This window comes from Yoonia sp. R78084 (assembly GCF_044595625.1).
GTDB lineage: Bacteria > Pseudomonadota > Alphaproteobacteria > Rhodobacterales > Rhodobacteraceae > Yoonia.
Genome location: NZ_CP138993.1, coordinates 1,595,722 through 1,620,622, shown reverse-complemented (window position 1 = coordinate 1,620,622; position 24,901 = coordinate 1,595,722). Strand labels below are relative to the sequence as shown.

Below are 24,901 nucleotides of genomic sequence, written 5' to 3'. Positions count from 1 at the left end.
CAACGCCGGAGTTTCAGCCGGTAATGCGCTAGTTACCGCTGCCGCGAAACATCGTGGCGTCGGCGGCGGCCTTGCGGATGGCGTTCGATTTGTGAACCGTTTCCTGATATTCCGCCTCGGGGTCGCTGTCGTAGACCACACCGCCACCGGCCTGAATATATAGCTTTTCGTCCTGCAACACGGCGGTGCGCAGCGCGATACACATATCCATATCGCCGTTGGCGCTGAAGTATCCGCACCCGCCGCCGTAGACGCCGCGCTTTTCGGGTTCCAGCTCATCGATGATCTCCATCGCGCGGACCTTGGGTGCGCCCGAGACCGTGCCGGCAGGCATGCCTGCAAAGAAGGCGCTCAGCGCATCCTGATCATCGGCCAATTCACCCACCACGTTGGACACGATGTGCATGACGTGGCTGTAACGCTCGACGATGAATTGCTCGGTCGGGCGGACGGTGCCGATTTTGCTGACCTTGCCGGTGTCGTTGCGGCCCAGATCAAGCAGCATCAGATGCTCGGCCAGTTCTTTCTGGTCGGCCATCAGATCGGCTTCGTTCGCGTTGTCTTCTTCGGGGGTCGCACCGCGTGGGCGGGTGCCTGCGATAGGGCGGATCGTGACCTCTTTGCCGAAGACACGGACAAGAATTTCAGGGCTGGCCCCGATCACCTGAAAGCCACCGAAATTAAAAAAGAACATGAAAGGCGACGGGTTTGTGCGCCGCAGTGACCGGTAAAGCGCGAAAGGGGGCTCCACAAAGTCCTGCGTCCAGCGCTGGGACGGGACCACCTGAAAGATGTCACCGGCGCGGATGTATTCTTTGGCCTTCTCAACAGCGGCCAGATAGGCCTCATGCGCGAAATTCGATACAGGCGGTGCGACCTGTGCAGGTTCGGCCAGATCACGTGCTTCGCTGGGCATCGGGCGCTCAAGGGCGCGCTGTGCGTCCATCACACGCTCTGCTGCTTGCGCATAGGCCGCGCGGGCGGACACGCCCGGCGTCACATAGGCGGGCGCCACAAGGATTACATCGCCTTTGACCCCGTCCAGCACTGCAACAACCGAAGGGCGCAGCATCATCGCATCCGGCAGGCCAAGGGGGTCAGGGTTCATATCGGGAAGATGCTCGACCAGACGGATCATGTCATAGCCCAAATACCCGAAAAGCCCCGCAGATGCCGCAGGCAGGCCGTCAGGCAGATCAATGCGCAATTCGGCGATCAATGCCCGCAGGGCAGTCAGCGGGTCATCGGCCATGTCTTCGAATGCATCGTCATCAAAGCGGGCAGAGCGGTTGACCCGCGATGTGGTGCCGCGACATTCCCAGACCAGATCGGGGTTCATACCAACGATGGAATAGCGCCCGCGGACTTCGCCGCCCGTCACGCTTTCGAGCATGAAGGCGTTTTTGCCCGCGCCGGACAGTTTCAGCATCAAAGAGACAGGCGTGTCCAGATCGGCTGCGATCCGTGTGTAAACCACTTGACTAGCGCCCGCGTCATAGTGTGCGGCGAAACTGTTGTAATCGGGCAAGAGTGCCATAGGGCCGCCTTAGAATTGCGCGTTGACCGCGTTGATGGTTTGCTGGTTCAGCAATGTCTCGGTGCGTTGCTGCACTGATGTTGCATAAGCGTCAAAGATATCCTGTGCGATCCCGGCACGCGCGTTTTCGGCCAGCGCATCGCGCTGTGCGATGACTGACGGATCAGTCAGGTCAGGGGCTGCGATATTGTCCAGACGGACAATCAGGGCGCGATCAAAGGCGTCCACGACGCGAACCTCGCCAATCGACATGTCGAACAGCACATCATTGAAGTTAGGCGGTGTGCCTTCCACAAAGCTCCGGCGTGTCAGACCTTGCTCGATCACAGGGTCAAGGCCCAGCGTGTCAAAGCCCGTCAGGGGCAGGATATCAGCGGCAATCTCCTCGGCTCTTGCAAGGATTGCCTCCTGGCGGGCCTGGGCCTCCCACGCTTGCGCGACCGCTTCGCGTACATCCTCAAGCGGTTGCAGTGTCGGCGGGGTGATGCCGTCCAGTGTCAGCGCGAAAATACCGCCATCCGCAAGGTCGATGATTTCGGGGAAAGCACCTTCCTGCACGGTGGCCGCGGCATCGCGGAAGGCGTCATAGGCGGCAATCCCGTCAATCGTGTCTGGTGTCCAGTTCACGGTGCCAAGTTCCATTTCCGTGCGTTCGGCCAGATCGGCCATGGACGCGCCGCCCGCCAACAGGTCGATGATCGCATCGGTGCGGTCATTGATATAGTCACGTGCGGCATCTGCCGCCAATTCCTCGCGCAGGTCCGGTGTCGCCTCTTCCAGCGTCGTCACTTGCTCGGACAGCACAGCATTCATGCGGAACAGGGCAGGGCCCAGGTTCGAGTTGAACGGCCCCACGACCTCACCGGTATCGGCGGCAAAGACGCCGTCACCTGCGGCGCGCAGATCTTCCTTGCTTACATCACCAAGGTCGACGTCGGTGAGCGACAGGCCACGCTCTGCGACCAGTTCCTCAAAGGTGGCTTCGCCTGCGTTGAGCCGTGCCATTGCTTCTTCGGCACGGTCTGCATCCAGATAGACCAGACGCTCGACCAGACGGCGCTCGGGCTGGACGAATTCGGCAATCCGTTCATTGTACAGACGCTCTACCGCTTCATCAGGAACGACCATCTCGTCCAGAATCATCGTGGGCGTCAGCCACGCATAGGTAATATTGCGGGCTTCGGGCAGGGTGAATTCGGCGGGGTTTGCGTCATAATAGGCCTGCTGTGCGGCTTCCGTCGCACCCGGCACTGGCGCGGTCAGGTCTTCGGCGTCCACGACGGCCCAAGTGATATCACGGCTTTCGCTAATGTATTGCACCATGGCATCTGCATAGGCCTGCGGTGCCGGCACGCCGCTGACAACAGCGCCCTGCAGCAGGGTGCGGGCGGTTTCTTCGCGGATGCCGGCTTCGAACTCGGCTGCGGACTGGCCTGATTGCTGCAAGGCAAGGCGATAGGTCTCGCGGTTAAAGCCTCCGGCACCCTGAAAAGACGGGATCGCCCGCAGGCGTTCAAAAACGCGTTCGTCGCCGACAGAAATACCCAACTGGTCCGCTTCGTTATCAAGGGTGCGCAGCAAGACAACCTGACTAAGCGCAAGCTGGTCAATGCCGAAGGCCTGCGCCTGCTGGAAAGTAATCTGTTGGCCAAACTGGGCCGATACCGCGCGAATTTGATCGTTCAGGGCGCGCTGGTAAGAGGCGACGCTCACCTCTTTCTCACCCACTGTCCCGATGTTGCGGATGTTCCCGCTCAGGCCGCCCGAGCCAAAGCCTGCAAGGCCTACAAGAATAACGCCGACAATGATCCATGCGCCATAACGAGGTTTGTCTTTTTTAGCCATTTGTTGCCGCTCCACCCGCTGGTTTGCGTCTGAATAAGGGGCCGGACGCGGCGGTGCAAGGGCTAGAGTTCCAGCAGTGACAGCCTGTTGAAGAGCGTTTCGACACCCGCGCGGTCGATGTTGGCAAAAGCGATCCGCAACTGGCTGTCGCCGCCTGCGATATCATCGGGCATGAACATGGTGCCGGGCAGCAGCAGAACGCCGGCCTCCTTGACCAGAATCGGTGCGAGATCAGCGGAAGACATGGCAAACGGGTGCTTCACATAGGCAAAATATGCGCCACAGCCCAAAAGTTCCCAGCCTTTGTCCGCGAGCAGATGGAAATTCTCTTCAATCGCCGCGCGCCGGTCGAGGATTTCGATGCGCTCGCCGGCCAGCCACGCGCCGAGGTTCTGCATCCCCCAAAGGGCGGCACGTTGGCCCAGTTGGTTGGGGCAGATCGTGACGGTATCAAGAAATTTTTCGATTTCGGCCAAGCGGGCAGGGCTGGCGACAACGGCTCCAATGCGGTGACCGGTCAGGCGGTAGGCCTTTGAAAAGGAATAGAGCTGGATCAGCGTGTCGTCCCAGGCGGGATCGGCGAACAAATCATGTGGTGCGCCCGTGCGGCTGTCGAAGTCGCGGTAAGTTTCATCGACGATCAGGGCAATGCCATGCGCGCGGGCCAGATCACGGAAGGCGTGCAGGACGGCAGCGGGGTATTCCACACCGCAAGGGTTGTTGGGGCTGACCAAGGCAATGGCGCGGGTTTTGGCAGTGATCAGTTTCGCCGCATGATCTACTTGCGGGATCATGCCGTCGCCTGCCAGCAAAGGAACTGTTTTGACGCCCGACATATCCAGCCACATGCGGTGGTTGAAGTAGTACGGGACGGGGACAATCACCTCGTCACCCTCGGTGCAGAGTGTTGCGATCGCGGCTGCAAAGGCCTGATTGCAGCCTGACGTGATTGCAACCTGATCTGCGGCGATATTTCCGCCATAGCTGGTGCTCCACTGTGCGGCGACTTCCGCCCGCAGAGCGGGCAGGCCGAGGACAGGGCCGTAGAGATGCGCATCGGCGTCGTTCAGGACGATGTCTGCCATCGCTTCGCGCAAAGGTGCGGGGGGCGGATCGACAGGGGCCGCCTGACTGACGTTCAAAAGCGGGCGGTCAGCCGGATGGGTGACACCCGCAAGCCAGCGCCGCGCCTCCATGACAGGCGGAGGGAAAGTGGCGCTGGTGCGTGTGCCTGTCATAATGTGTTCCCGAAGTGCTGTTCAGTCTTTGCCGCGGTAGGGTTCGACGTATTGCAATGCCATGTCCCAAGGAAAGAAGATCCATGTGTCCTGGCTGACTTCGGTAATGAATGTGTCAACCTGCGGGCGGCCCTTGGGTTTTGCATAGACCGTTGCGAAATGCGCTTTGGGGTACATTTCGCGCACCAGTTCAAGGGTTTTGCCGCTATCTACCAGATCATCAATGATCAGAATCCCGGTGCCATCACCCATGAGTTCGGCATCAGGGGCCTTCAGCACGCTGGCCTCCGATTGGTCCTGATGGTCGTAGCTTTTGACGCTGATGGTATCGACGGTGCGGATATCCAGTTCGCGCGCGGCAATCATCGCGGGGGCCATGCCGCCCCGTGTGATTGCGACAACGGCGCGCCATGCGCCATTGTCGGGGCCTTTGCCGTCAAGGCGCCATGCCAAGGCACGGCTGTCACGATGGATCTGGTCCCAACTGATATGGAACCCTTTTTCATGTGGCAAACGGTCGGTCATAGCGCGCAGTCCTATTCTTTGGTGATATCGGGGGCGTCTACGGCCTTCATGCCGACGACATGATACCCTGCATCCACGTGCAGGACTTCGCCAGTTACAGCGCTGCCCAAATCTGACAACAAATAAAGCGCGGAATTGCCCACTTCTTCTTGCGTGACGGTGCGGCGCAGGGGCGAGTTATACTCGTTCCACTTCATGATGAGACGGAAATCACCGATGCCCGAAGCTGCCAGTGTCTTGATCGTGCCTGCGCTGATGGCGTTGACGCGAATCTTATCCTTACCCAGATCCTCGGCCAGATACCGGACCGAGGCCTCAAGCGCGGCTTTGGCCACGCCCATGACGTTGTAATGTGGCATGACTTTCTCGGCGCCATAATAGGTCAGCGTCAGGCAGGAACCACCATCTGTCATCATCTTTTCGGCGCGCTGCACAACGGCCGTAAAGGAATAAACCGAGATATCCATGGATGTCAGAAAGTTGCCGCGGGTGGTATCGACATAACGGCCGCGCAATTCGTTTTTATCTGAAAAACCAATTGCATGTACGATGAAGTCCAACTTGCCCCAACGCTCTTCCAATGCCGCAAAAAGTGCGTCAATCGAGCCTTCATCACCCACGTCACAAGGCAGGACAATGTCAGAGCCAACCGAAGCAGCAAGCGGGTCGACACGCTTTTTCAGCGCTTCGCCCTGATAAGAAAACGCAAGTTCCGCGCCGGCATCCGCACAGGCTTTGGCAATGCCCCAGGCAATAGATTTGTCGTTGGCGAGGCCCATGATCAGGCCACGTTTGCCCTTCATCAGTTCCGATGTCATTGCGCAAATTCCTTTGTTGTTTGCCTCTGGCTCATACTTCGTTTAGGCGATTGCGCGCGGGCCAGCAAGTATCTGAACAATGATGCAAAATGCTTGCCACTGTTCCTATTTCCCCATAGCGTGGCGGTGGGGGTTTTGTTTGGGGATCAGCTATGTCTGACCGTGGCGGCATTTTTGCGGGTACAGATCCGTTTGTTATTGCGCAGGAATGGCTTGACGCGGCGGCTGAAACGGAACCCAGTGATCCGAATGCGATCGCTCTTTCCTCGGTTGATCAGAACGGCATGCCGAACGTGCGCATGGTGCTTTTGAAGGATATCGAAGTAGACGCCTTCGTTTTTTACACTAATTATGAAAGCCAGAAGGCGCAAGAAATCGCGCAATCTGGGAAGGCTGCATTCGTTTTGCATTGGAAATCACTCGCAAGGCAGATACGGGTGCGGGGGCTTGTCTCGAAAGAGGATGGCCCAATCGCTGATGACTATTACAAGTCGCGTTCTCTTAAGAGCCGAATTGGAGCATGGGCATCACAACAGTCTCGTCCTTTGGCGTCGCGTGCGTCGCTGATGGCTGAGGTTGCAAAAGTAACGATACAAAAAGGTGCGGACCCGGAACGGCCACCTTTTTGGGGCGGTTTCCGGATTGTGCCTCTGGAAATCGAGTTTTGGTCTGATGGCGCATTTCGTTTGCACGACCGGTTTCGGTGGTCGCGCAGTGAAGTTGGCCAGGAGTGGGAGATTACCCGACTGTCACCGTAATGTCTTATGTGAAGGCTTATGGGCTAGTTTGGTTAACTCGACGTCTTGGTTGGGGCGATAGACAAATACGGATAGCGGCAAGTAAATTGCCGCTGTTCAAAAGGAAGACATGATGGAAACGCAGGATACCGGTACGCCGCGTAAGGTACTGGGCCAGGTGAAATGGTTCGATCCCACCAAGGGATTTGGGTTTGTTATCTCCGAGGAGGGCGGACCCGATATTTTGCTGCATGCGAATGTGTTGCGCAATTTCGGTCAGGGGTCCGTTGTGGACGGGTCTGAGATCACGATAATGGTGCAGGATACCCAGCGTGGATTGCAGGCAACGGAAGTGCTTTCAATCACACCGCCGGCCAGCGAAGAAGCGCTCCCGCTGCGCGATATGGTCGAGTTTACGGCCGAAGATATTGCCAGTCGGCCGATCGAGCCCGCTCGGGTGAAGTGGTTTGACAAGGGCAAGGGCTTTGGTTTTGCGAATGTCTTTGGCAATAGCGAAGATGTTTTTGTGCACGTCGAAGTGTTGCGGCGTTCTGGCTTGTCCGATCTGCAATCAGGCGAGGCAGTTGGATTGCGCATGGTAGATGGCGAACGTGGCCGCATGGCCATTGAAGTCATCGGCTGGGAGGCTGCAGCCAAGTGAAGCTAGCCAGTTTTGTGGGGGTGCTCATGGTGGCCGCTGCGCCACTTTGGGCCACATGTGCCGATGACCGGATCACGATCAGGGGCGAATTTGGTCAGGCGACCTTTACCATTGATGTGGCCGATGATGCGCGCGAACGCGCACAGGGGCTGATGTTTGTGGAAGAGCTGCCTTTGCTCTCGGGGATGCTCTTTATCTATGAGCAGCCCCAAAGCGTGAGCTTCTGGATGAAGAACACGCTGATTCCCCTCGATATGTTGTTCGCCAGCCCGACAGGTGAAATCCTGCATATCCATGAAAACGCGATTCCCGGAGACACGACGTCGATCTCGGGAGGCGAGGGTGTGCAGATGGTTTTGGAGATCAATGGCGGTCTTTCTTCCCGTTTGGGCATCGCTGCTGGCGACGTGATGCAGCACCCCAGCTTTGGGACAGACGCTATTTTGCCTTGTGCGAAAAACGAGGGCAATTAGGGCTTTTCAAATCAGTTTCGGGGGGCTAAAGACACGCCATGGTTCGGGGCGTAGCGCAGCCTGGTAGCGCATCTGTTTTGGGAACAGAGGGTCGGGAGTTCGAATCTCTCCGCCCCGACCATTTTCAGGAAAATGATCGTCTTGGATAGAACGCGGGAAGCTACAACCCGTTTGTGCGGTTTACTCTACCCTGCCTGAGGGGGTTCGGTGCTCGTGGAAGATACAACACCGTAGCGTCGAGATGCTTTGCCGAACAAATAGGGTACAACAGCGTATGCGCGCGTCATATGTTCAAGCCCGATCCCGATTGTCTTTTTACCAAGGGAACGATCGAAGGGGAGTGTCAAGGCGCCCGACGTGAGGGCGGCCAGTCCCTTCCCGATGCTTCTTATTGTGCGACGCGTGAGCATGATAGCCATGGGGCGCGGTTTTTTCAGTATGTGGTCTTTCCTATGCAGCGCGGCAATGTAATAGCCGCACATTTGCGTGCAAAGGGTCCGGTTTAAATGGTAGCGCAGTGTTAACCGATGTCCGCGTTGTTTTTCATAAACACGGGCGTTTGGCCAACCGGACAGGACGATTCCGTGCTGACGCTTAGCCCTGAGAAAGAACTCTGCGTCCTCTCCACCGATATGATTGAAATCGGGATGAAAACGTAAACCCAATCCGCCGTTACGTGCAAAGACTTCGCGCGAAATGGCATAGTTCCCAGTTGCAAGTACCCGTGGCGGTTTCCCTTCCGCTGGCTGCGCAAATTGGCGCTGAGGGATGAACGGACTGACCGCGTCAGAGAACATCAACTGGATATCGCTGAGCAATATCTTGGCCTCCATCTTGGATGTTCCCTGCATCCACTGAGCCAACCAGTCTTTGGCTACCGTGGCATCATCATCAACGCCGATCAGCCAATCGGCGCCGGTTTCTTCAGCCAGCTCAAAAAGCCGGTTGCGGGCATGAACAAGGCCTGTGCGCGGTTCGTGAACGATCCTGACATTGTAAGGGGTGCTCTTCCGGACACGATCTTGTGGAACTGAAGGTGTTGGATTGTTGTCGACGATGAGAATGACAACGTCGGCATCAATTTGGCCTGTCTGGGCGCCGATTGATTCAAGCAACTCAATCAACGGTTCAGTGCGCTGGAACGTGCAAATCCCGACAGCAACAAAAGGCCGCGAGGATATTCTCGCGGCCTTTTCGTTCTTACCAGATTCGTTCGCGCGCAATGCGAGCAAGGTTAGCGCAGGTCAGAGTAAGGGTCGCTGCCATCTTCTTCGTCGTCACCGCCGGACACAGCAACGCCGATCAGCACCAAAGCGATTGCCGCCGGGATGAGCCAGCTAGGCACGCTTGATTCTGCTGCGACGGGCTCGACCATCGGTGCAGTTTCGGTAATCGCATCGGCCAGACCGCCTGCGTATGCGGATACGCCAGCAACAAGCAGCGCGCCCAGAATGATCCAGAATTTGTTCATTGATTTTCTCCTAATCAATCGAGTTTCTTCGACATCTTGCACGTAAAGCGCACAAAGTCGCTGCAAACCGGCAAACTACACACCCAAGGCCTAGTCAATTGTTATCGCTGGCTGATCGTACAAGCTGTGACAGCCTGTGTTGATTTGACCACGTTTTTCTGTCGGGGGTTGCGCGCAACTGCATGCCCGATGAGAGCCAATAGGTCATACGGCGAAACGGAACCTTTCGCAGCGTGACTATCCTGCAACGGCCCGTCTGGGGTGCATTCCGCAGAGCCGATTCATATCATGCCTGCGCCGTGAGAGTTGACAGGTTGCTTGAAGCGGCATGGCTAAGTTTGCGAAGTCAAACAGTTTCTCGTAACGCGGCTGAATGCACAGATCTGTGGACAAGTTTGTGAGTGAATCACCTGCCCAAAAGGGCGGGCATGTGAGGACCGACAGGTCAATCAATTTAATCCACATTTTGTGTTAAAAAGCCGTTGACCCACGAGGGCTAGATGCGTCAGGTTGTGCAGGCCGACGAACACGACACAAGATGTGGTAGCGGCACGGGGACAGTTCAACAGGCGGGCGTAGCTATTCAGCGCCCAGAGACGTGCGCTCGATCTTGGATCGTAGGCAGTGTGGCGTCGACAGCTGACACGTTCTTTTCCGGATTGGTCGCGCAGGCGGCCTTGTTGAGAATTTAGCCGCAACGACGGCGCAGACTAGAATGGGGCAGACCAATGAAAATTGACCGTAATTTCACGAAAGCGAAAACAGGCGCCTATGGCGAGCTCGAGTTCAAGACGACGACGTCGGAGATTCGCAATCCCGACGGCACAGTTGTTTTCAAACTCGACAATTGTGAAATTCCGGCCGGTTGGAGCCAGGTTGCCTCTGACGTCATCGCGCAGAAGTATTTCCGCAAGGCGGGTGTGCCCTCCGAAGTGAAGCGCGTGAAGGAAAAGGGCGTGCCTGAGTTCCTGTGGCGCTCGGTTCCAGCAAAGGACGCAACATTTGGTGGTGAAACATCCGCCAAGCAGGTGTTCGACCGTTTGGCCGGTGCATGGACATATTGGGGCTGGAAGGGCGGCTATTTCACATCCGAGGATGACGCGCGCGCCTACTTCGACGAAATGCGTTATATGCTGGCGACACAGCGTGCCGCCCCCAACAGTCCGCAGTGGTTCAACACCGGCCTACACTGGGCTTACGGCATCGACGGCCCGGCACAGGGGCACTACTACGTCGATTACCAGACTGGCGAGCTGACAAAATCCGCATCCAGCTATGAGCACCCGCAGCCGCACGCTTGCTTTATTCAGTCTGTTGACGATGATCTGGTGAACGAAGGCGGCATCATGGACCTTTGGGTCCGCGAAGCGCGTCTGTTCAAATACGGCTCCGGCACAGGCACCAACTTCTCGTCGCTGCGCGGCGAGGGCGAGGCACTGTCTGGCGGTGGCAAATCATCCGGCCTGATGGGTTTTCTCAAAATCGGTGACCGCGCCGCCGGTGCGATCAAATCGGGCGGCACAACACGTCGTGCGGCCAAGATGGTGATCGTCGATGCCGACCACCCCGATATCCAGGAATTCATCAACTGGAAGGTCATTGAAGAGCAGAAAGTGGCGTCCATCGTTGCGGGCTCTAAAATGCACGCCCGTTACCTGAACGCGATCTTCGCGGCGATCAAATCATGGGACGGGCAGGAAGTTGCGGCCTATGATCCCAAGACAAACGAGACGCTGGCCGCCGCTGTCAAAGACGCGAAACGCTCTGCGATCCCCGAGACTTACATCAAGCGCGTGTTGGATTACGCCAAGCAGGGCTACACCAGCATCGAATTCCCGACCTATGACACCGACTGGGATTCGGAAGCGTATTCTTCGGTTTCCGGTCAGAACTCCAACAACTCGATCCGCGTAACCGATGCCTTCCTTAAGGCCGTTGAGGACGACGCCGACTGGAAACTGATCAACCGCAAGAACGGCGAGGTCGCCAAGATCATCAAAGCCCGTGAATTGTGGGAGCAGGTGGGCCATGCCGCATGGGCCTGTGCCGATCCGGGTATCCAGTACCACGACACGGTCAACGCTTGGCACACATGCCCCGAAGATGGTGAGATTCGCGGCTCAAACCCTTGTTCCGAATACATGTTCCTCGATGACACGGCCTGTAACCTTGCGTCGATGAACCTACTGACATTCTATTCGGACGGGAAGTTCCAAGCCGAAGACTATATGCACGCCACACGTCTGTGGACCGTAACATTGGAAATCAGCGTGATGATGGCGCAGTTCCCCTCCAAGGAAATCGCGCAGCGGTCCTATGACTTCAGAACGCTTGGTCTGGGTTACGCCAACATCGGTGGCCTTTTGATGAACATGGGCCTTGGCTATGACAGCGACGAAGGCCGCGCGATGGGTGCTGCCCTGACCGCGATCCTTTCGGGTGTCTCCTATGCCACCTCTGCCGAAATGGCAGGCGAGCTGGGCGCCTTCCCGGGTTATGCCAAGAACAGCAAGCATATGCTGCGCGTCATCAAAAACCACCGTCAGGCGGCCTTGGGCAAGAAAGACGGCTATGATGCACTGGAAGTGAAGCCTGTGCCGCTGGACCATGCAAATTGCCCTGATCAGCGTTTGATCGAACTGGCGGTTGGCAGCTGGGACGAGGCGCTGAAGCTGGGCAAAAAGCACGGCTACCGCAATGCGCAAGTGTCCGTTATCGCGCCTACAGGCACCATCGGTCTGGTCATGGACTGCGACACCACAGGGATCGAGCCGGACTTTGCGCTGGTGAAGTTCAAGAAACTGGCCGGTGGCGGTTACTTCAAGATCATTAACCAGTCGGTGCCAGCCGCCCTTGAGAAACTGGGCTATGGATCTGCGCAGATTGAAGAGATCATTGCCTATGCGGTCGGTCACGGTTCGATCGGGCAGGCGCCAGCGATCAACCACACCTCGCTGATCGGACACGGCTTTGGTCAGGCGGAACTGGATAAGGTCGAAGGCGCGCTGGCCTCGGCATTCGACATCCGCTTTGTCTTTAACCAGTGGACGCTTGGCGAAGAGTTCTGCACCAAGACGCTGGGTATCCCGACCGAAAAGCTGAACGATCCGACCTTCGATCTGCTGCGCCACCTCGGCTATTCCAAGCAGGATATCGAGGCCGCCAACGATCACGTCTGCGGAACCATGACGCTGGAAGGTGCCCCGTTCCTGAAAGAAGAGCACTATTCTGTATTCGATTGCGCCAACCCATGCGGGAAGAAAGGCAAACGTTATCTGAGCGTTGATAGCCACATCTACATGATGGCTGCGGCCCAGTCGTTCATCTCGGGTGCGATTTCCAAGACGATCAACATGCCGAACGATGCGACAATCGAGGACTGCCAGAAGGCCTATGAATTGTCGTGGTCATTGGGTGTGAAGGCGAATGCGCTCTACCGTGATGGCTCCAAACTGTCCCAGCCTCTGGCGGCAGCACTGGTCGAGGACGATGAGGACGCGCAAGAGATCCTGGAAAGCGGCAACCACCACGAGAAAGCCGCCGTTCTGGCCGAAAAGATCGTCGAGAAGATCATCGTGCAAGAGGTGCGCAACCGTGAGCGCGAAAAGATGCCCCAGCGCCGCAAGGGCTATACCCAAAAGGCGATTGTCGGCGGGCACAAGGTGTACCTGCGCACCGGTGAGTATGAGGATGGCCAGCTTGGTGAAATCTTCATCGACATGCACAAGGAAGGTGCCGGTTTCCGCGCCATGATGAACAACTTTGCCATCGCGGTATCGGTTGGTCTTCAGTACGGTGTGCCCCTTGAGGAATTCGTGGATGCCTTCACATTTACCAAGTTCGAGCCCGCAGGCATGGTTCAGGGCAACGACAGCATCAAGAATGCAACGTCGATCCTTGACTACATCTTCCGCGAACTGGCTGTGTCCTACCTCGACCGCACCGATCTGGCGCACGTCAAGCCGGAGGGCGCATCGTTTGACGATATCGGCCGTGGCGAGGAAGAGGGCGTGTCCAACGTGAAAACACCGACCGAAAGTGCGGCTTCACGCTCGCTCGAGGTGCTCAAGCAGATCTCGTCCACAGGTTACCTGCGCAAGCGGATGCCGCAGGATCTGGTCGCCTTGCAAGGCGGCGTTCGTCTGGCGCCGGTGGACAGCAGCATTGACCCTGTTGCGACCCTGCAAACCATCGTCAGCGAAAGCGTGACATCAACGACCGCCACAGCAACAATCTCGGCCCGCGACAAGGCCAAGATGCAGGGCTATGAGGGCGATCCTTGCGGCGAGTGCGGCAACTACACGCTGGTGCGCAACGGCACCTGCATGAAGTGCAACACATGCGGCGGGACAAGCGGCTGTAGCTAAGATTTTTCGACGAAAAATCTTATGCGCGCAGAAGGAATTTCGGCGAAATTCCTTCGCTGATGAAGAGCTTCGGAGCGGGTGCGCTCGCTCCGGCGCGGATTGGGCCGCAGGCAAACAAACCGAGCGGTATAATGAGTGAGCCTGATCAGCGAAACTCGGGGGGAGCATGCGCTCCCCCTTTTTTATTCTGGAGACTAGCGCGGGATATCCACGCCGGGTGCGGCGAGCGTGAAGCCTGCGAATTCAAACCCGGGTGAAACGGTGCAGCCGACGAGTGTCCAGTCTCCTGTCGTGGCCGCCATCTGCCAGTGACCTTCGGGCACGATGGCTTGCGGCAGCTGTCCTGCGGCAAGGTCCGGTCCCAGCATGTGGTCAGTGGCTGGCCCGTCAAGGGTGGGGGCCAATGACAAAACCAGCGGCGCGCCTGCGTAGTAGTGCCAGATCTCCACCGCATCGACCGCGTGCCAATGGCTGGCCTGTCCGGCCTTCAGCAGGAAATAGATGCAAGTGCCCGTGGCGCGCCCCTCATTCTCCGCGACCCAGGTTTGGCGGTAATACCCGCCTTCAGGATGCGGGGCGAGGTCGAGCTGGGCGATGATCTCGTCAGCGGTCATGTCAGGCATGGTACGTGGGGTGCTGTGTCTGGAGAATGATGGCCGTGCAGGCGCGGATCGGGGAACACCTCGACTGCGGTCTGATAGGGGACAAACCCTGCTTTCTGGTAAAAACCCAAAGCACGCGGATCGTCCCAGTTGCAGGTATGCACGAAGAATCGGCGGATCTTGCGGGCAAAGGCGCGGGCTTGCGCCAGTGCCATCATCGGGCCGCCAAGCCCTTGGCCTGTCGCCTCTTTCACGATACCAAAATAGGCCAGCTCACATTCATTCTCCGGGCGGAAATCAAGCTCGGCAAGGCCAATAGCCGCGCCGTTCTTGCGGACCACCCATGTCTCGGTCCTGTCGTCGCTCAGGATCGCCGCCAATGCAGCATCATCCATGACGAGGCGCAGGGTCCAAAGCCAAGGCTCACCGACCGCGCGAAACAGTGCGCGGTAGCTGTCGTTGTCCATCCGCTCGCGCGTGGCGGTCACCCCATCGGGAAAGGGCTTTGGCGTCATCGCGGGGGCTGTCATCTGCAGATAGGTGACAACCGCCGCGACGTGTCCTTGCGGGATAGGGTGCATCCCTTCGGTGATCATCCTTTCAGGATGCTCCGGCCAGCATAGACAGCCGTTTCGCCCAGCATTTCTTCGATGCGCATCAACTGGTTATACTTTGCCAGACGGTCGGAACGAGACAGCGAGCCAGTCTTGATCTGGCCGCAGTTGGTAGCAACCGCAAGGTCGGCAATGGTCGCATCCTCGGTCTCACCCGACCGGTGCGACATCACGTTGGTGAACTTTGCACGGTGCGCCATATCGACGGCCTGCAATGTCTCGGTCAGCGTGCCGATCTGGTTGACCTTGACCAGCATGGAATTGGCAGAGCCTTTGGCGATACCGTCGGCCAGACGGGCAGGGTTGGTGACAAAAAGGTCGTCGCCCACAAGCTGCACCTTGTCGCCAATCATATCGGTCAGCGTCTTCCAGCCGTCCCAGTCATCTTCGGACATCCCGTCTTCAATGCTGATGATGGGGTAATCTTCGACCAGTTTGGCAAGATAGGCCGCGTTTTCGGCGGATGTCAGGGACACGCCTTCGCCGACCATCTCGTATTTGCCGTCTTTGTAGTACTCAGTCGCGGCGCAATCGAGCGCGAGGTAGATATCCTTGCCCGGCTCATAGCCTGCCTTTTTGATCGACGTCATGATGAAATCAAGTGCCACACGGGTGCTGGCAAGGTTCGGCGCAAAGCCACCCTCATCGCCGATGCCTGTGTTGTGACCCGCGGCAGAGAGTTCCTTTTTCAGCGTATGGAACACCTCGGACCCCATGCGCACGGCTTCGCGGATGTTTTCCGCAGCGACCGGCATGATCATGAATTCCTGAATATCAATAGGGTTATCAGCATGTTCGCCGCCATTGATGATGTTCATCATGGGCACGGGCAGGGTGCGGGCAGAGGTGCCGCCGATGTAGCGGAACAGCGGCTGTGCGGTAAAATCTGCCGCAGCTTTCGCCACCGCCATGGACACGCCAAGGATCGCATTTGCGCCAAGGCGGGCTTTGTTCGGTGTGCCGTCCAGTTCGATCATCGCCATGTCGATGGCGACCTGCTCGGTCGCATCAAAGCCAAGGATCGCTTGGGCGATTTCGCCGTTCACGGCCGCCACGGCCTCAAGCACGCCTTTGCCCATGTAGCGGGACTTGTCGCCATCGCGCTTTTCGACCGCTTCATGCGCGCCTGTTGATGCGCCCGAAGGGACAGCGGCGCGGCCCATGGTGCCGTCTTCCAAAATCACGTCAACCTCGACGGTCGGGTTGCCCCGGCTGTCCAGAATTTCGCGGGCGTGGATGTCGATGATCGTGCTCATGGGGATGCTCCTGAGGGCGGGTGTTAGCGTTATCAGCGCTTCTATAGCGCGGGTCCGGGTTGAAGGGAAGCGCGGTGCAGGCGGGCCTCGCGCCACAAGGTATAGATGCCGGTGGCCATGATGATCGCCGCCCCGATGACCGTGGGCATATCGGGAACTTCGCGGAACATCAGATAGCCGACAATCAGTGCAAAGATCATACGGCTGTAACGGAATGACGAAATAATGCCTGCATTGCCGCCACGGGTTGCCGCGAGGATCGCGAGATAAGCAATCATGCCCACCACGATGGTGCCGAAAAGGATCAGCGATTGATACGCATCCGGCATGACAAAGCTTTGCCCGCGCAAGACTGTGACCAGCAAACCTGCTGGCACGATCAGGGCAAAGGTGTGGGTTGCAAGTTGCGGGCCATTCAGTTTCACGGTCAGGCTGCGGGTAATAAGATCACGCGCCGCAAGCCCCAGCATCCCCGCGACCGCCAGCAGGGTGGCGGGGGTAAAGCCTTCCATGCCGGGGCGGATGATGATCAGCACGCCAATGAACCCGATCACAATCGCGACCCACCGCCGCCAGCCGACCGCTTGTCCAAGAAAGAGCGCGGCCCCAAGGGTGACCACCAGTGGTGTGGCTTGAATGACCGCTGAAGCCGTTGTGAGCGGCACAAGCGCCAGCGAGGTGGCGAAAAGGATTGAGCCTGCGGTGTCGGAGGCACTGCGCAGCAGGACTTTGCGATTGAGATAGTCCGGCTGCCATAGCGCATCACCCTTGATCGCAGACCAGACCAGAAAACCGATCAACCCGCCAAAACAGGCAATGGAAATGATCTGTCCCACGGGCATATCCGCCGCCAACAGCTTGATCATGCCGTCCTCGACGGCAAAGCAGAGCATCGCAAAGACCATGAAGCCTGCGCCGCGGATATTGTCCACGCTTAGTCGTCCTTATCTGTGAGGGGAACCGCGTAGAGCTCGAGCCGGTGTCCCATCAAACGGTACCCCAGTTTCGCCGCGATCCGTTCCTGAAGCTCTTCGATTTCAGGGTCTACAAATTCGATCACCTCGCCCGAATGCACATCAATCAGGTGGTCATGGTGTTCGCGGTCCGCGGCCTCATAGCGCGCACGGCCGTCGCCGAATTCATGCTTTTCAAGGATACCGGTCTCTTCAAACAGTTTGACTGTGCGGTAAACCGTTGCCAGTGAAATCCGCGCATCGACCGCTGAGGCACGGTTGTAAAGCTCTTCGACGTCCGGATGATCCTCCGCTTCCTGCAATACCGCAGCAATCGTGCGCCTCTGGTCTGTCATCCGCAGCCCGTTGGCTTCGCAGCGCTCAAGAATGGTCGTCGTCATACCGGCCTCTTTTTGTCCTGATGTTCTGATAACGGGGCAAGCCGCCGGTTTCCAGAAGATTAGACCACAAGCGTGCCTTGCATCGTCCGTACAGCTTTGCCCGCGATCGTGACGGCAACAGGATTGCCATGGCGTGTGGTGGCGGAAATATTGGACGGGCGGCCCATCTTTTCGCCCTGCAGGATCTCAAGCGTCAGGTCTTGGCCCAGTTCCTCGGTCAGCAATGCTGCCAGCGTGGCTGCCGCACTTCCTGTGGCGGGGTCTTCGGGGATATTGTCAAGCGGTGCGAACATGCGTGCGTCAACGTGGTTGCCGTCGCGGACATAGGCATAAAGAGCGAAATCTATGCTGGCAGGGTAGGTCTTGGCCCCTTGCCGGATATGGTCAACCGAAGGCGCGCAGGCATCCAGATCGTCTTTGCTGCGCAGAGCAACCAGCACGAAAGGCAGCCCGATTGTGGCTTGCAAAGGGGCATGTGTGGTCAGATCAATCGCCGATTTCTCCAGCCCAAGCGCCTGTGCGACTAATGCCGGATCGGGGGTCGCAAGCCGCGTGAGCGGTGCGTTGATTGTGAACGCGGCGCTATCGCCTGCAAACTCACAGATGATCGGGCCAATGCCCAGTTCAAGGGTCAGCGGGCCTTCGTGGCCTGCATCGCGCAGCGCGATTGCCGTGCCGATGGTGGGATGACCCGCGAAAGGGATCTCCATTGTCGGGGTGAAGATGCGCACCTTTGCAGTATGTGCGGGATCCTTTGGCGGATACACAAAGGTCACTTCCGAGAAGTTGAATTCGCGCGCGATCTTTTGCAGATTTGCCTCGGGCAGCCCCCGCGCATCAGGAAAAACCGCGAGCTGATTGCCGCCAAAAGCCGTGTCGGTAAAGACGTCGTAGACCAGATAATCCGTCATTGCTTTACCTCTGCCTTCCGCTAGCCCAGTTGCACCAAAGCGTGACGTTTCTTACCCGCGCTCAGCTTGATCGGTGTGGCAAGCTGGCTTGCATCCACCATCAGGCCCGCATCGGTCAGCGGTTCATCATTCAACCGCGCACCGTTTTCGGCGATAAGGCGTTTGGCCTCTTTCCCGCTTTTGGCAAGGCCCGATTTCACAATCAACTGCACGATAGACATACCACCGCCCAACTCATCGCCTGTTAACGTGAGCGTCGGCAGATCATCACCGACGCCGCCCTTCTCGAAGACTTCGCGCGCGGTCGCTTCCGCTGCCTGGGCAGCCTCGGCGCCGTGCAATAGGGTTGTGACCTCATTGGCCAGAATAATCTTGGCCGCGTTGATCTCGGAGCCTTCCAGCGCGCCGAGGCGTTCACATTCCTCAACAGGCAGTTCGGTAAATAATTTCAAGAACTTGCCTGTGTCGGCATCAGTTGTATTGCGCCAGAACTGCCAGAATTCGTAAGGCGACAGCATATCGCCGTTCAGCCAGATCGCACCGCCTTGGGACTTGCCCATTTTGCGCCCGTCCGATGTGGTCAGCAGCGGTGTGGTCATGCCGTAGATTTCCTGATCCAGCACGCGCCGCGTGAGGTCGATCCCGTTGACGATATTGCCCCACTGGTCCGAGCCGCCCATTTGCAAAAGGCAGCCATAGCGGCGGTTCAGTTCAAGAAAATCATAGGCTTGCAGGATCATGTAGTTGAATTCGAGGAACGAAAGTGACTGTTCGCGGTCCAGCCGTGATTTCACGCTTTCGAAAGACAGCATCCGGTTCACGGAAAAATGCCGCCCGATATCCCGCAGGAAAGAGAGGTAGTTCAACCCGTCAAGCCATTCGGCATTGTTGAGCATGATCGCGTCTTTCGGACCGTCGCCATAGGTCAGGTATTGCGCAAAGACTTTCTGCATGCCTGCAATGTTGTCGGCAATCGCCGCATCGTCCAGCAAGGGGCGTTCATCCGCACGGAACGACGGATCGCCCACCTTGGTGGTGCCGCCGCCCATCAGGGTGATCGGCTTGTGTCCGCATTTTTGCAACCAGCGCAGCACCATGATGTTCATCAGGTGCCCGACATGCAGCGATTTGGCGGTGGCGTCATAGCCGATATAGGCAGGCACGACCCCTTTGCTCAGCGCCTCGTCAAGGCCCTGATAATCCGTGCAGTCGGCCAGAAAGCCGCGCTGCATCATGACGTTCATGAATTCGGATTTCGGATGGTAGGTCATTGGCTTGTTCCCGGCATTGTCTCGGTGCACTCTATAGTGAGGACGAAGGCATAGGGAAAGTACATGTTGCAAGATGGCGTGATCACGGTGCTTGGCACCATGTCGGGCACCTCGCTTGACGGGGTGGATGCGGCGGTTTTGCATACCGATGGCAGGCAGATTGCGGGTTTCGGGCCCAGTGCCTACCGGCCCTACAGTGCCGCAGAACAAGCGGTCCTCAAGGCGCATTTGGGCCGCTGGCAGGACGCGGATTGCAGCAAGGCGGCACAGATTGTCGAAGACGCCCATATCGCTGTGATGGCACCTTTCGCGGATATCCAGCTTGCGGGGTTTCATGGGCAGACCCTTGCCCATGATCCCGGTGGGCGCGGTACCCATCAATGCGGCGACGGGGCGCGGCTGGCGGCGGCCTTGGGGTATCCTGTGGTGTGGGATTTTCGCACCGCCGATGTGGCGGCTGGCGGGCAGGGGGCGCCGCTGGCGCCTTTCTATCACTTTGCATTGGCCAAGTGGATCAAAGCGCAAGCACCGGTCGCCTTTCTGAACCTTGGCGGCGTCGGCAATATCACATGGGTCAATCCTGCCTGCGCCGCGCCCGAAGACCCCGCGGCCCTGCTGGCCTTTGATACCGGCCCTGCAAATGCGCCGATGAATGACCTGATGCGCCTGCGCCACGGGGTGGGTTATGACGCGGACGGCGTACTGGCGGCGCAGGGGCAGGCGGATGCCGGTATCCTTGCGGCCTTCATGGCCCATCCGTATTTCACCAAATCCGCCCCCAAATCGCTCGACCGCGACGCCTTTGACGGGTTGGTCCGGGCCGTTGCGGATTTACCTGACACCGATGCACTGGCCACACTTGCCGCAGCCGTGGTGCAATCTGTGGTCGCGGCCCTGGCCCTTTGCCCCACCATGCCCGCACAGCTTTTGGTCACCGGCGGCGGGCGGCACAACAAGACCGTCATGGCCGGTTTGGCGCGGGCGCTGTCCTGCGCAGTGACCTCGGTTAAATCCGTGGGTCTGGACGGCGATATGCTCGAAGCACAGGCCTTTGCCTATCTGGCGGTCAGGGCCGTGCGAGGGTATCCGTTATCAAGCCCGCAAACGACCGCTGTGCCGACCCCGCTGACGGGTGGGCGGCTGAGCACTTAGGCAAAGCCGACAAGTATAAACGATCACGAAATCGTGCGATTGATCTAAGGCAAAAGACGGGTACTTACCTGTTTTTCTTAGAAAATCGGCCAGTTTTGGCCGACGCAAAGCGCCGCGCTCCGCCAGTTTTGGCCGATGGCAGTCACAGCCGCGTGAGCCTGGTTGAATACGGCAAAGGAAGTGTCATCTGTGGCTCGTACAACAACCGAAAAACGGAGACTACAATGTTTATGACTTCAAAAATCGCCCGCACGAGCATGTTGGCTGCACCTTTGGCGATCGTCGCCGGTATGGCAACTGCTGGCGGACTGTCCGAGCCAGTTGCAGCACCTGCACCCGCACCTGTTGCTGTTGCGCCTGCCCCTGTGATGATGGGCAATGACTGGACCGGCTTTTATGTCGGTGGTCAGCTTGGTTATGGTCAACTGGATCCTAACGCGGCAACAACGCCATCCGAGCCTGACGGCGTGATCTACGGTGTCCATGCTGGCTACAACTATGATTTCGGCTCCATCGTCCTGGGTGGTGAGGTTGATTATGACCTGACAGATATCTCGTTCGATACGCCAAACTCTGATCTGGATGGCGTTGCACGCGCAAAAGCCAAACTTGGCTATGACGCAGGCGCATTCATGCCATACATCACCGCAGGCTACGCACAGGCGCAAACATCTGATGATCTTGACGGCGACACCGACGGCACATTTGCCGGTCTCGGCCTGTCCTACATGATGAGCGACTCCATCGTGTTGGGTGGTGAAGTTCTGCAGCACCAGTTTGAAGATGTTGCGGACAACGACGGCCTCGACGTCGATGCGACAACGCTGACGCTGCGTGCATCGTTCAAGTTCTAAGAACTGACCAAAAGGTATCCAACCGCACTGTCCCTTCCCCAAAAAACAATTGCATTGGATGCTTTTATGGGGCCTGTCAGAATTCTGACAGGCCCCATTTATTTTGGCTTGGGCCTGTCTATGTCAGCAGATCGTCAATGATATCGCTGCTGATGCCTTTCTGAAGCGCGGAAAAATCACCTGATCCGAACATGGCGGTCGCGGCATCATAGATCGCGCGGTGGGTGATCCGTGAAAGCGCAGAGCCAAGCGACAAGCGCGCCACCCCGATGTTTGCGAATTCAGTCTGGGTGTGGCGGTTGAAAGGCCCTGCAACCAGCGCATTGACCGGTGCTGTTGTAGCTTCACAAATCCGTGCCAGCGCGGCCATATCCGGTGGCAACGGGGCGTAAAGGCAATCTGCCCCCGCAGCCTCAAACGCCCGCAAACGGCGGATTGCTTCATCCGTGTCATAAGCGCCAGTCAGAATGCCGTCGGCGCGAGCTGTCAGCACAAAATCATGCGCTAAACCACGCGCAGCCGCCGCAGCCGCCGCAATCCGTTCGACGGCGAGTTCGAAATCATAGGCCGTCTGATCGGGAAGGGCGGTATCTTCGATGCAGATGCCAGCCAAACCTATCTCGGCGGCCATACGCACGGTCTCGGCGCAAGTCTCGGGATCATCGCCGAACCCGTTCTCGAAATCACCTTGCACAGGCAGCGGTGTGGCGCTGACAATATCCTGCGCATGCGCCAGTGCCTCGTCCCGAGTGAGGGTGCCGCCATCGGGCCGGCCGAGCGTAAAGGCATGGGCCGCCGACGATGTCGCAAGGGCCTTGGCCCCCATGTTCGCCATCATCTTGGCCGACCCGCCATCCCAGACGTTCACCATCAAAAGCGGATCACCTTTGATGTGCAGTGCGCGAAATGTAGCACCAATATCGGTCATGGCTGTCTCCTGTCAGCATAGTGTTTTTCAAGGTCGATCAGATATTGCTTGCGCCAAAGCCCGCCGCCATAGCCTGTCAGCGATCCATCCGCGCCAATCACGCGGTGGCACGGGATGACGATTGCGATCTGGTTGGCGCCATTTGCGCGGGCCACAGCGCGGGTGGCAAGCGGCGCACCGATGGCGGCGGCAATCGCGCTGTAACTGCGCGTTTCACCCGCCGGAATGGTGCGTAGGGTGGCCCAGACGTTGCGGGTGAAGGCGGTTCCATGCAGGGCAAGCGGCGTGGCAAACTGATCCGAGGTCTTGGCAAAAAATGCCTCAAGTTCCGCTTCGATCTGGTCATGTGTTGCAAAGCGCCCGATCCCGATGCTGCCCTTTGCCGCCTTGCGCAGCCGTTGCATTTCCGCAGGAAGGGCCCTGCGGTCTGCGAATTCCAGCAAGTGCAGCGCGCGGTTGTCGCAAACCGCAATCATATCGCCCAGCGGTGTTTTGATGTGGTCGGCGCGCAAAAGCGCATCCTTGGCAAGGCTGCCGGGGGCCACCCCCATCAATTTGCCAAAGGCCGCGCGAAAAGCGGAGGGGCTTTCAAAGCCCGCATCCAGCTGTGCGGCGATGACCGATCCGCTGCTCAGGGCTGTGAACCCCAATGCCAACCGCCTGCTGCGTGCCATTTCAAGGAATGTCAGCCCAAAGTGCCGTTTGAAGGCGCGGCGCACGGTTGACGGATCAAACCCCATGCGGGTGACATCTGCCTCGGACCAGCGTTGCTCCGGTTGTGTCTCAAGCGCTGCAAGCAGTGTCGTGACCGCCGGATCGCCCTGCGCCGCAGGTGACAGCGGGTGGCAGCGTTTGCAAGGGCGAAAACCTGCCTGAAGGCAGGCCGCTACATCATTGTAAAAATGACAATTTTCGCGCTTCGGTTTGCGCGCGGGACATGTCAGCCTGCAAAAGATACCTGTCGAGGACACGCCGACAAATGCCCGCCCGTCATAGTCGGGATCGCGCGCCAAAAGCGCATCATAGAGCGTGTCATCATCAGGCAGGTCAAACATCATGACCCGACGCTAGCCGATTCTATACCGCTGTGCCGCCTGAAATCGGGCGCCTATTGCGCAGCCAGGCCGCTGGCGAAACGGATCAGGCGATTGAGCGCATCTACATATTGATCATCCGCAATCGTCATCGCGACCCGCACATGGCCTGCCGCCGCCGCACCAAAGCTTTCGCCGGGCATCACCGCGATATGTTCGGCATCAAGCAGCGCATTTGCGAAGTCTTCACCGCTCATGCCGGTCGCGCGCAGGTCAAGCATCACATACATCGCACCCTGTGCAGGCACCGCGCGCACCACGTTCTGGCCTTCCAGCGCCTGCATTGTGAGCGCACGTCTGCGGCGGAAGGGGGCTGCGACCTCTTCCTCCACCGCATCACCCTGATTCAGTGCGAAATCTGCGGCGTCCTGAATGAAGCCAGCCACGCCATATGTCGTGTGTGTGGCAAGGTTGATAATCTGGCTGATCGTCTCGGTCGGGCCACAGATCCAGCCCACGCGACTGCCGGTCATGGCATGGCTTTTGGACATGGATCCCACGACAAGCGTGCGCTCTTCCATGCCGGGCAGGCTGCGGGGGCTGACATGGTGGCCTTCCCAGACCTGCGTGTCATAGACCTCATCCGAGATCAGCCACAGATCATTAGCGATGGAGGCCCCTGCAATGGCTGCGAGGGTCTCTTGCCCGTAGACAACACCTGTGGGGTTGTTGGGGGTGTTGACCAGCAAAGAGGCCGCGCCTTTCGTCGCCTCTTGTAGCGCCGCAGCGGTCGGTTGAAAGGCGGTGTCCGGTGTTGTCACGATCGCCTTGGGCACAGCACCTGCACCGCGGATCGTGCCCGGGTAGGTGGCATAGTAGGGGTCGATATAAACCGCGATGTCCCCGGGATCGCAGACAGCCATATGGGCTGCAAAGAGTGCGGCCTGTCCGCCTGGTGTGATCAGGATGTTTTCCGCAGTTGTGGGCACGCCGGTGCGCGCGGCAATTCTTGCGGCAACCGATTTGCGCAAAGCAAGTGTGCCCGGAACCATGGCATAGCCCGTATGGCCGCCCGTGGCCGACCTGTTCATCGCCTCCAGAATGGCAGGGCTGGTGCGGATATCATGTTCGCCAATGGTCAGTTCCGTGACAGAAATGCCCTCGGCGATCATGCGCCGCGCTTTGTAAAAGACGTCCCAGCCGTCAGAGCCGCCGCCGGTGATATTTGTGATGCGATGCGAGAGTTTCATGGG

23 protein-coding genes and 1 tRNA gene are annotated in these 24,901 nt (G+C 58.3%); 7 read left to right on the top strand and 17 right to left on the bottom strand.

The features are described from left to right. Positions 1–28: 28 nt before the first annotated feature. From trpE to fabI, 5 genes are all read right to left on the bottom strand, one after another. Positions 29–1,537, bottom strand: coding sequence for an anthranilate synthase component I (trpE, locus tag SJY29_RS08310; RefSeq protein ID WP_400088671.1), 1,509 nt, complete (start codon positions 1,535–1,537; stop codon positions 29–31). 9 nt (positions 1,538–1,546) lie between these two features. Continuing rightward, positions 1,547–3,382 (bottom strand): peptidyl-prolyl cis-trans isomerase, encoded by a 1,836-nt coding sequence (locus SJY29_RS08305; protein ID WP_400088669.1) that lies wholly within the window; start codon positions 3,380–3,382, stop codon positions 1,547–1,549. A 62-nt stretch (positions 3,383–3,444) separates the two neighbouring features. Next, positions 3,445–4,620, bottom strand: a complete 1,176-nt coding sequence (locus tag SJY29_RS08300) for an aminotransferase (protein WP_400088667.1) — start codon at positions 4,618–4,620, stop codon at positions 3,445–3,447. A gap of 21 nt (positions 4,621–4,641) precedes the next feature. After that, positions 4,642–5,145 (bottom strand): xanthine phosphoribosyltransferase, encoded by a 504-nt coding sequence (gpt, locus tag SJY29_RS08295; RefSeq protein ID WP_110279020.1) that lies wholly within the window; start codon positions 5,143–5,145, stop codon positions 4,642–4,644. Positions 5,146–5,156: 11 nt separating this feature from the next. Then, on the bottom strand, positions 5,157–5,963 hold the full coding sequence (gene fabI / locus SJY29_RS08290) for an enoyl-ACP reductase FabI (RefSeq protein ID WP_400088665.1): 807 nt from the start codon (positions 5,961–5,963) through the stop codon (positions 5,157–5,159). A 152-nt stretch (positions 5,964–6,115) separates the two neighbouring features. On the opposite strand from fabI, the gene pdxH reads away from it, so the two are divergent. The 4 genes from pdxH to SJY29_RS08270 all read left to right on the top strand — a co-directional run bounded on the left by pdxH (position 6,116) and on the right by SJY29_RS08270 (position 7,955). Then, entirely contained in the window at positions 6,116–6,721 is a 606-nt protein-coding gene (gene pdxH, locus SJY29_RS08285) for a pyridoxamine 5'-phosphate oxidase (protein ID WP_110279018.1), read from the top strand. Between the two features lie 112 nt (positions 6,722–6,833). After that, positions 6,834–7,361, top strand: a complete 528-nt coding sequence (locus SJY29_RS08280) for a cold-shock protein (RefSeq protein WP_400088868.1) — start codon at positions 6,834–6,836, stop codon at positions 7,359–7,361. 26 nt (positions 7,362–7,387) lie between these two features. Further along, a complete protein-coding gene (locus tag SJY29_RS08275) occupies positions 7,388–7,834 on the top strand; it encodes a DUF192 domain-containing protein (RefSeq protein ID WP_110279016.1) in 447 nt (148 codons plus the stop codon). A gap of 44 nt (positions 7,835–7,878) precedes the next feature. Beyond that, positions 7,879–7,955 (top strand) — tRNA-Pro (locus SJY29_RS08270). A gap of 64 nt (positions 7,956–8,019) precedes the next feature. On the opposite strand, the gene SJY29_RS08265 is transcribed toward SJY29_RS08270, so the two are convergent. Both SJY29_RS08265 and SJY29_RS08260 read right to left on the bottom strand, forming a co-directional pair. Further along, entirely contained in the window at positions 8,020–9,066 is a 1,047-nt protein-coding gene (locus SJY29_RS08265) for a glycosyltransferase family 2 protein (protein ID WP_400088662.1), read from the bottom strand. 2 nt (positions 9,067–9,068) lie between these two features. Continuing rightward, positions 9,069–9,305, bottom strand: a complete 237-nt coding sequence (locus SJY29_RS08260) for a hypothetical protein (protein ID WP_400088660.1) — start codon at positions 9,303–9,305, stop codon at positions 9,069–9,071. 728 nt (positions 9,306–10,033) lie between these two features. Here SJY29_RS08260 and SJY29_RS08255 point away from each other — a divergent pair. Beyond that, positions 10,034–13,672, top strand: coding sequence for a vitamin B12-dependent ribonucleotide reductase (locus tag SJY29_RS08255; protein WP_400088658.1), 3,639 nt, complete (start codon positions 10,034–10,036; stop codon positions 13,670–13,672). A gap of 194 nt (positions 13,673–13,866) precedes the next feature. On the opposite strand, the gene SJY29_RS08250 is transcribed toward SJY29_RS08255, so the two are convergent. The 7 genes from SJY29_RS08250 to tyrS all read right to left on the bottom strand — a co-directional run bounded on the left by SJY29_RS08250 (position 13,867) and on the right by tyrS (position 19,680). Beyond that, complete coding sequence (locus tag SJY29_RS08250) at positions 13,867–14,286, bottom strand: cupin domain-containing protein (RefSeq protein ID WP_400088656.1); 420 nt, start codon at positions 14,284–14,286, stop codon at positions 13,867–13,869. Beyond that, a complete protein-coding gene (locus SJY29_RS08245) occupies positions 14,283–14,804 on the bottom strand; it encodes a GNAT family N-acetyltransferase (protein ID WP_400088654.1) in 522 nt (173 codons plus the stop codon). The genes SJY29_RS08250 and SJY29_RS08245 overlap by 4 nt, the downstream gene beginning before the upstream one ends. Before the next feature lie 62 nt (positions 14,805–14,866). Further along, complete coding sequence (gene eno / locus SJY29_RS08240) at positions 14,867–16,144, bottom strand: phosphopyruvate hydratase (protein WP_400088651.1); 1,278 nt, start codon at positions 16,142–16,144, stop codon at positions 14,867–14,869. A gap of 41 nt (positions 16,145–16,185) precedes the next feature. Continuing rightward, a complete protein-coding gene (locus SJY29_RS08235; protein ID WP_400088649.1) occupies positions 16,186–17,076 on the bottom strand; it encodes a DMT family transporter in 891 nt (296 codons plus the stop codon). A gap of 2 nt (positions 17,077–17,078) precedes the next feature. Then, complete coding sequence (locus SJY29_RS08230; RefSeq protein ID WP_110279008.1) at positions 17,079–17,498, bottom strand: Fur family transcriptional regulator; 420 nt, start codon at positions 17,496–17,498, stop codon at positions 17,079–17,081. A gap of 59 nt (positions 17,499–17,557) precedes the next feature. After that, on the bottom strand, positions 17,558–18,409 hold the full coding sequence (locus SJY29_RS08225) for a PhzF family phenazine biosynthesis protein (protein ID WP_400088647.1): 852 nt from the start codon (positions 18,407–18,409) through the stop codon (positions 17,558–17,560). Positions 18,410–18,429: 20 nt separating this feature from the next. Then, positions 18,430–19,680 (bottom strand): tyrosine--tRNA ligase, encoded by a 1,251-nt coding sequence (gene tyrS, locus SJY29_RS08220; protein ID WP_400088645.1) that lies wholly within the window; start codon positions 19,678–19,680, stop codon positions 18,430–18,432. 63 nt (positions 19,681–19,743) lie between these two features. Here tyrS and SJY29_RS08215 point away from each other — a divergent pair, with 63 nt between their 5' ends. Next, positions 19,744–20,832 carry an anhydro-N-acetylmuramic acid kinase gene (locus tag SJY29_RS08215; RefSeq protein ID WP_400088643.1) on the top strand — a complete coding sequence of 363 codons (1,089 nt, stop codon included), beginning with the start codon at positions 19,744–19,746 and terminating at the stop codon, positions 20,830–20,832. Between the two features lie 224 nt (positions 20,833–21,056). Continuing rightward, the gene (locus tag SJY29_RS08210; protein ID WP_400088641.1) at positions 21,057–21,686 is read left to right on the top strand and encodes an outer membrane protein; all 630 of its coding nucleotides are present in this window, start codon (positions 21,057–21,059) and stop codon (positions 21,684–21,686) included. A gap of 118 nt (positions 21,687–21,804) precedes the next feature. Here SJY29_RS08210 and SJY29_RS08205 read toward each other — a convergent pair whose 3' ends face one another. From SJY29_RS08205 to SJY29_RS08195, 3 genes are read right to left on the bottom strand one after another with little or no spacing between them, the layout of a single operon-like run. After that, on the bottom strand, positions 21,805–22,614 hold the full coding sequence (locus SJY29_RS08205; RefSeq protein WP_400088639.1) for an isocitrate lyase/phosphoenolpyruvate mutase family protein: 810 nt from the start codon (positions 22,612–22,614) through the stop codon (positions 21,805–21,807). Next, positions 22,611–23,672, bottom strand: coding sequence for a bifunctional transcriptional activator/DNA repair enzyme AdaA (locus SJY29_RS08200; protein ID WP_400088637.1), 1,062 nt, complete (start codon positions 23,670–23,672; stop codon positions 22,611–22,613). The genes SJY29_RS08205 and SJY29_RS08200 overlap by 4 nt, the downstream gene beginning before the upstream one ends. Before the next feature lie 50 nt (positions 23,673–23,722). After that, the gene (locus SJY29_RS08195) at positions 23,723–24,898 is read right to left on the bottom strand and encodes a pyridoxal phosphate-dependent aminotransferase (RefSeq protein WP_400088635.1); all 1,176 of its coding nucleotides are present in this window, start codon (positions 24,896–24,898) and stop codon (positions 23,723–23,725) included. Positions 24,899–24,901 lie beyond the last annotated feature (3 nt).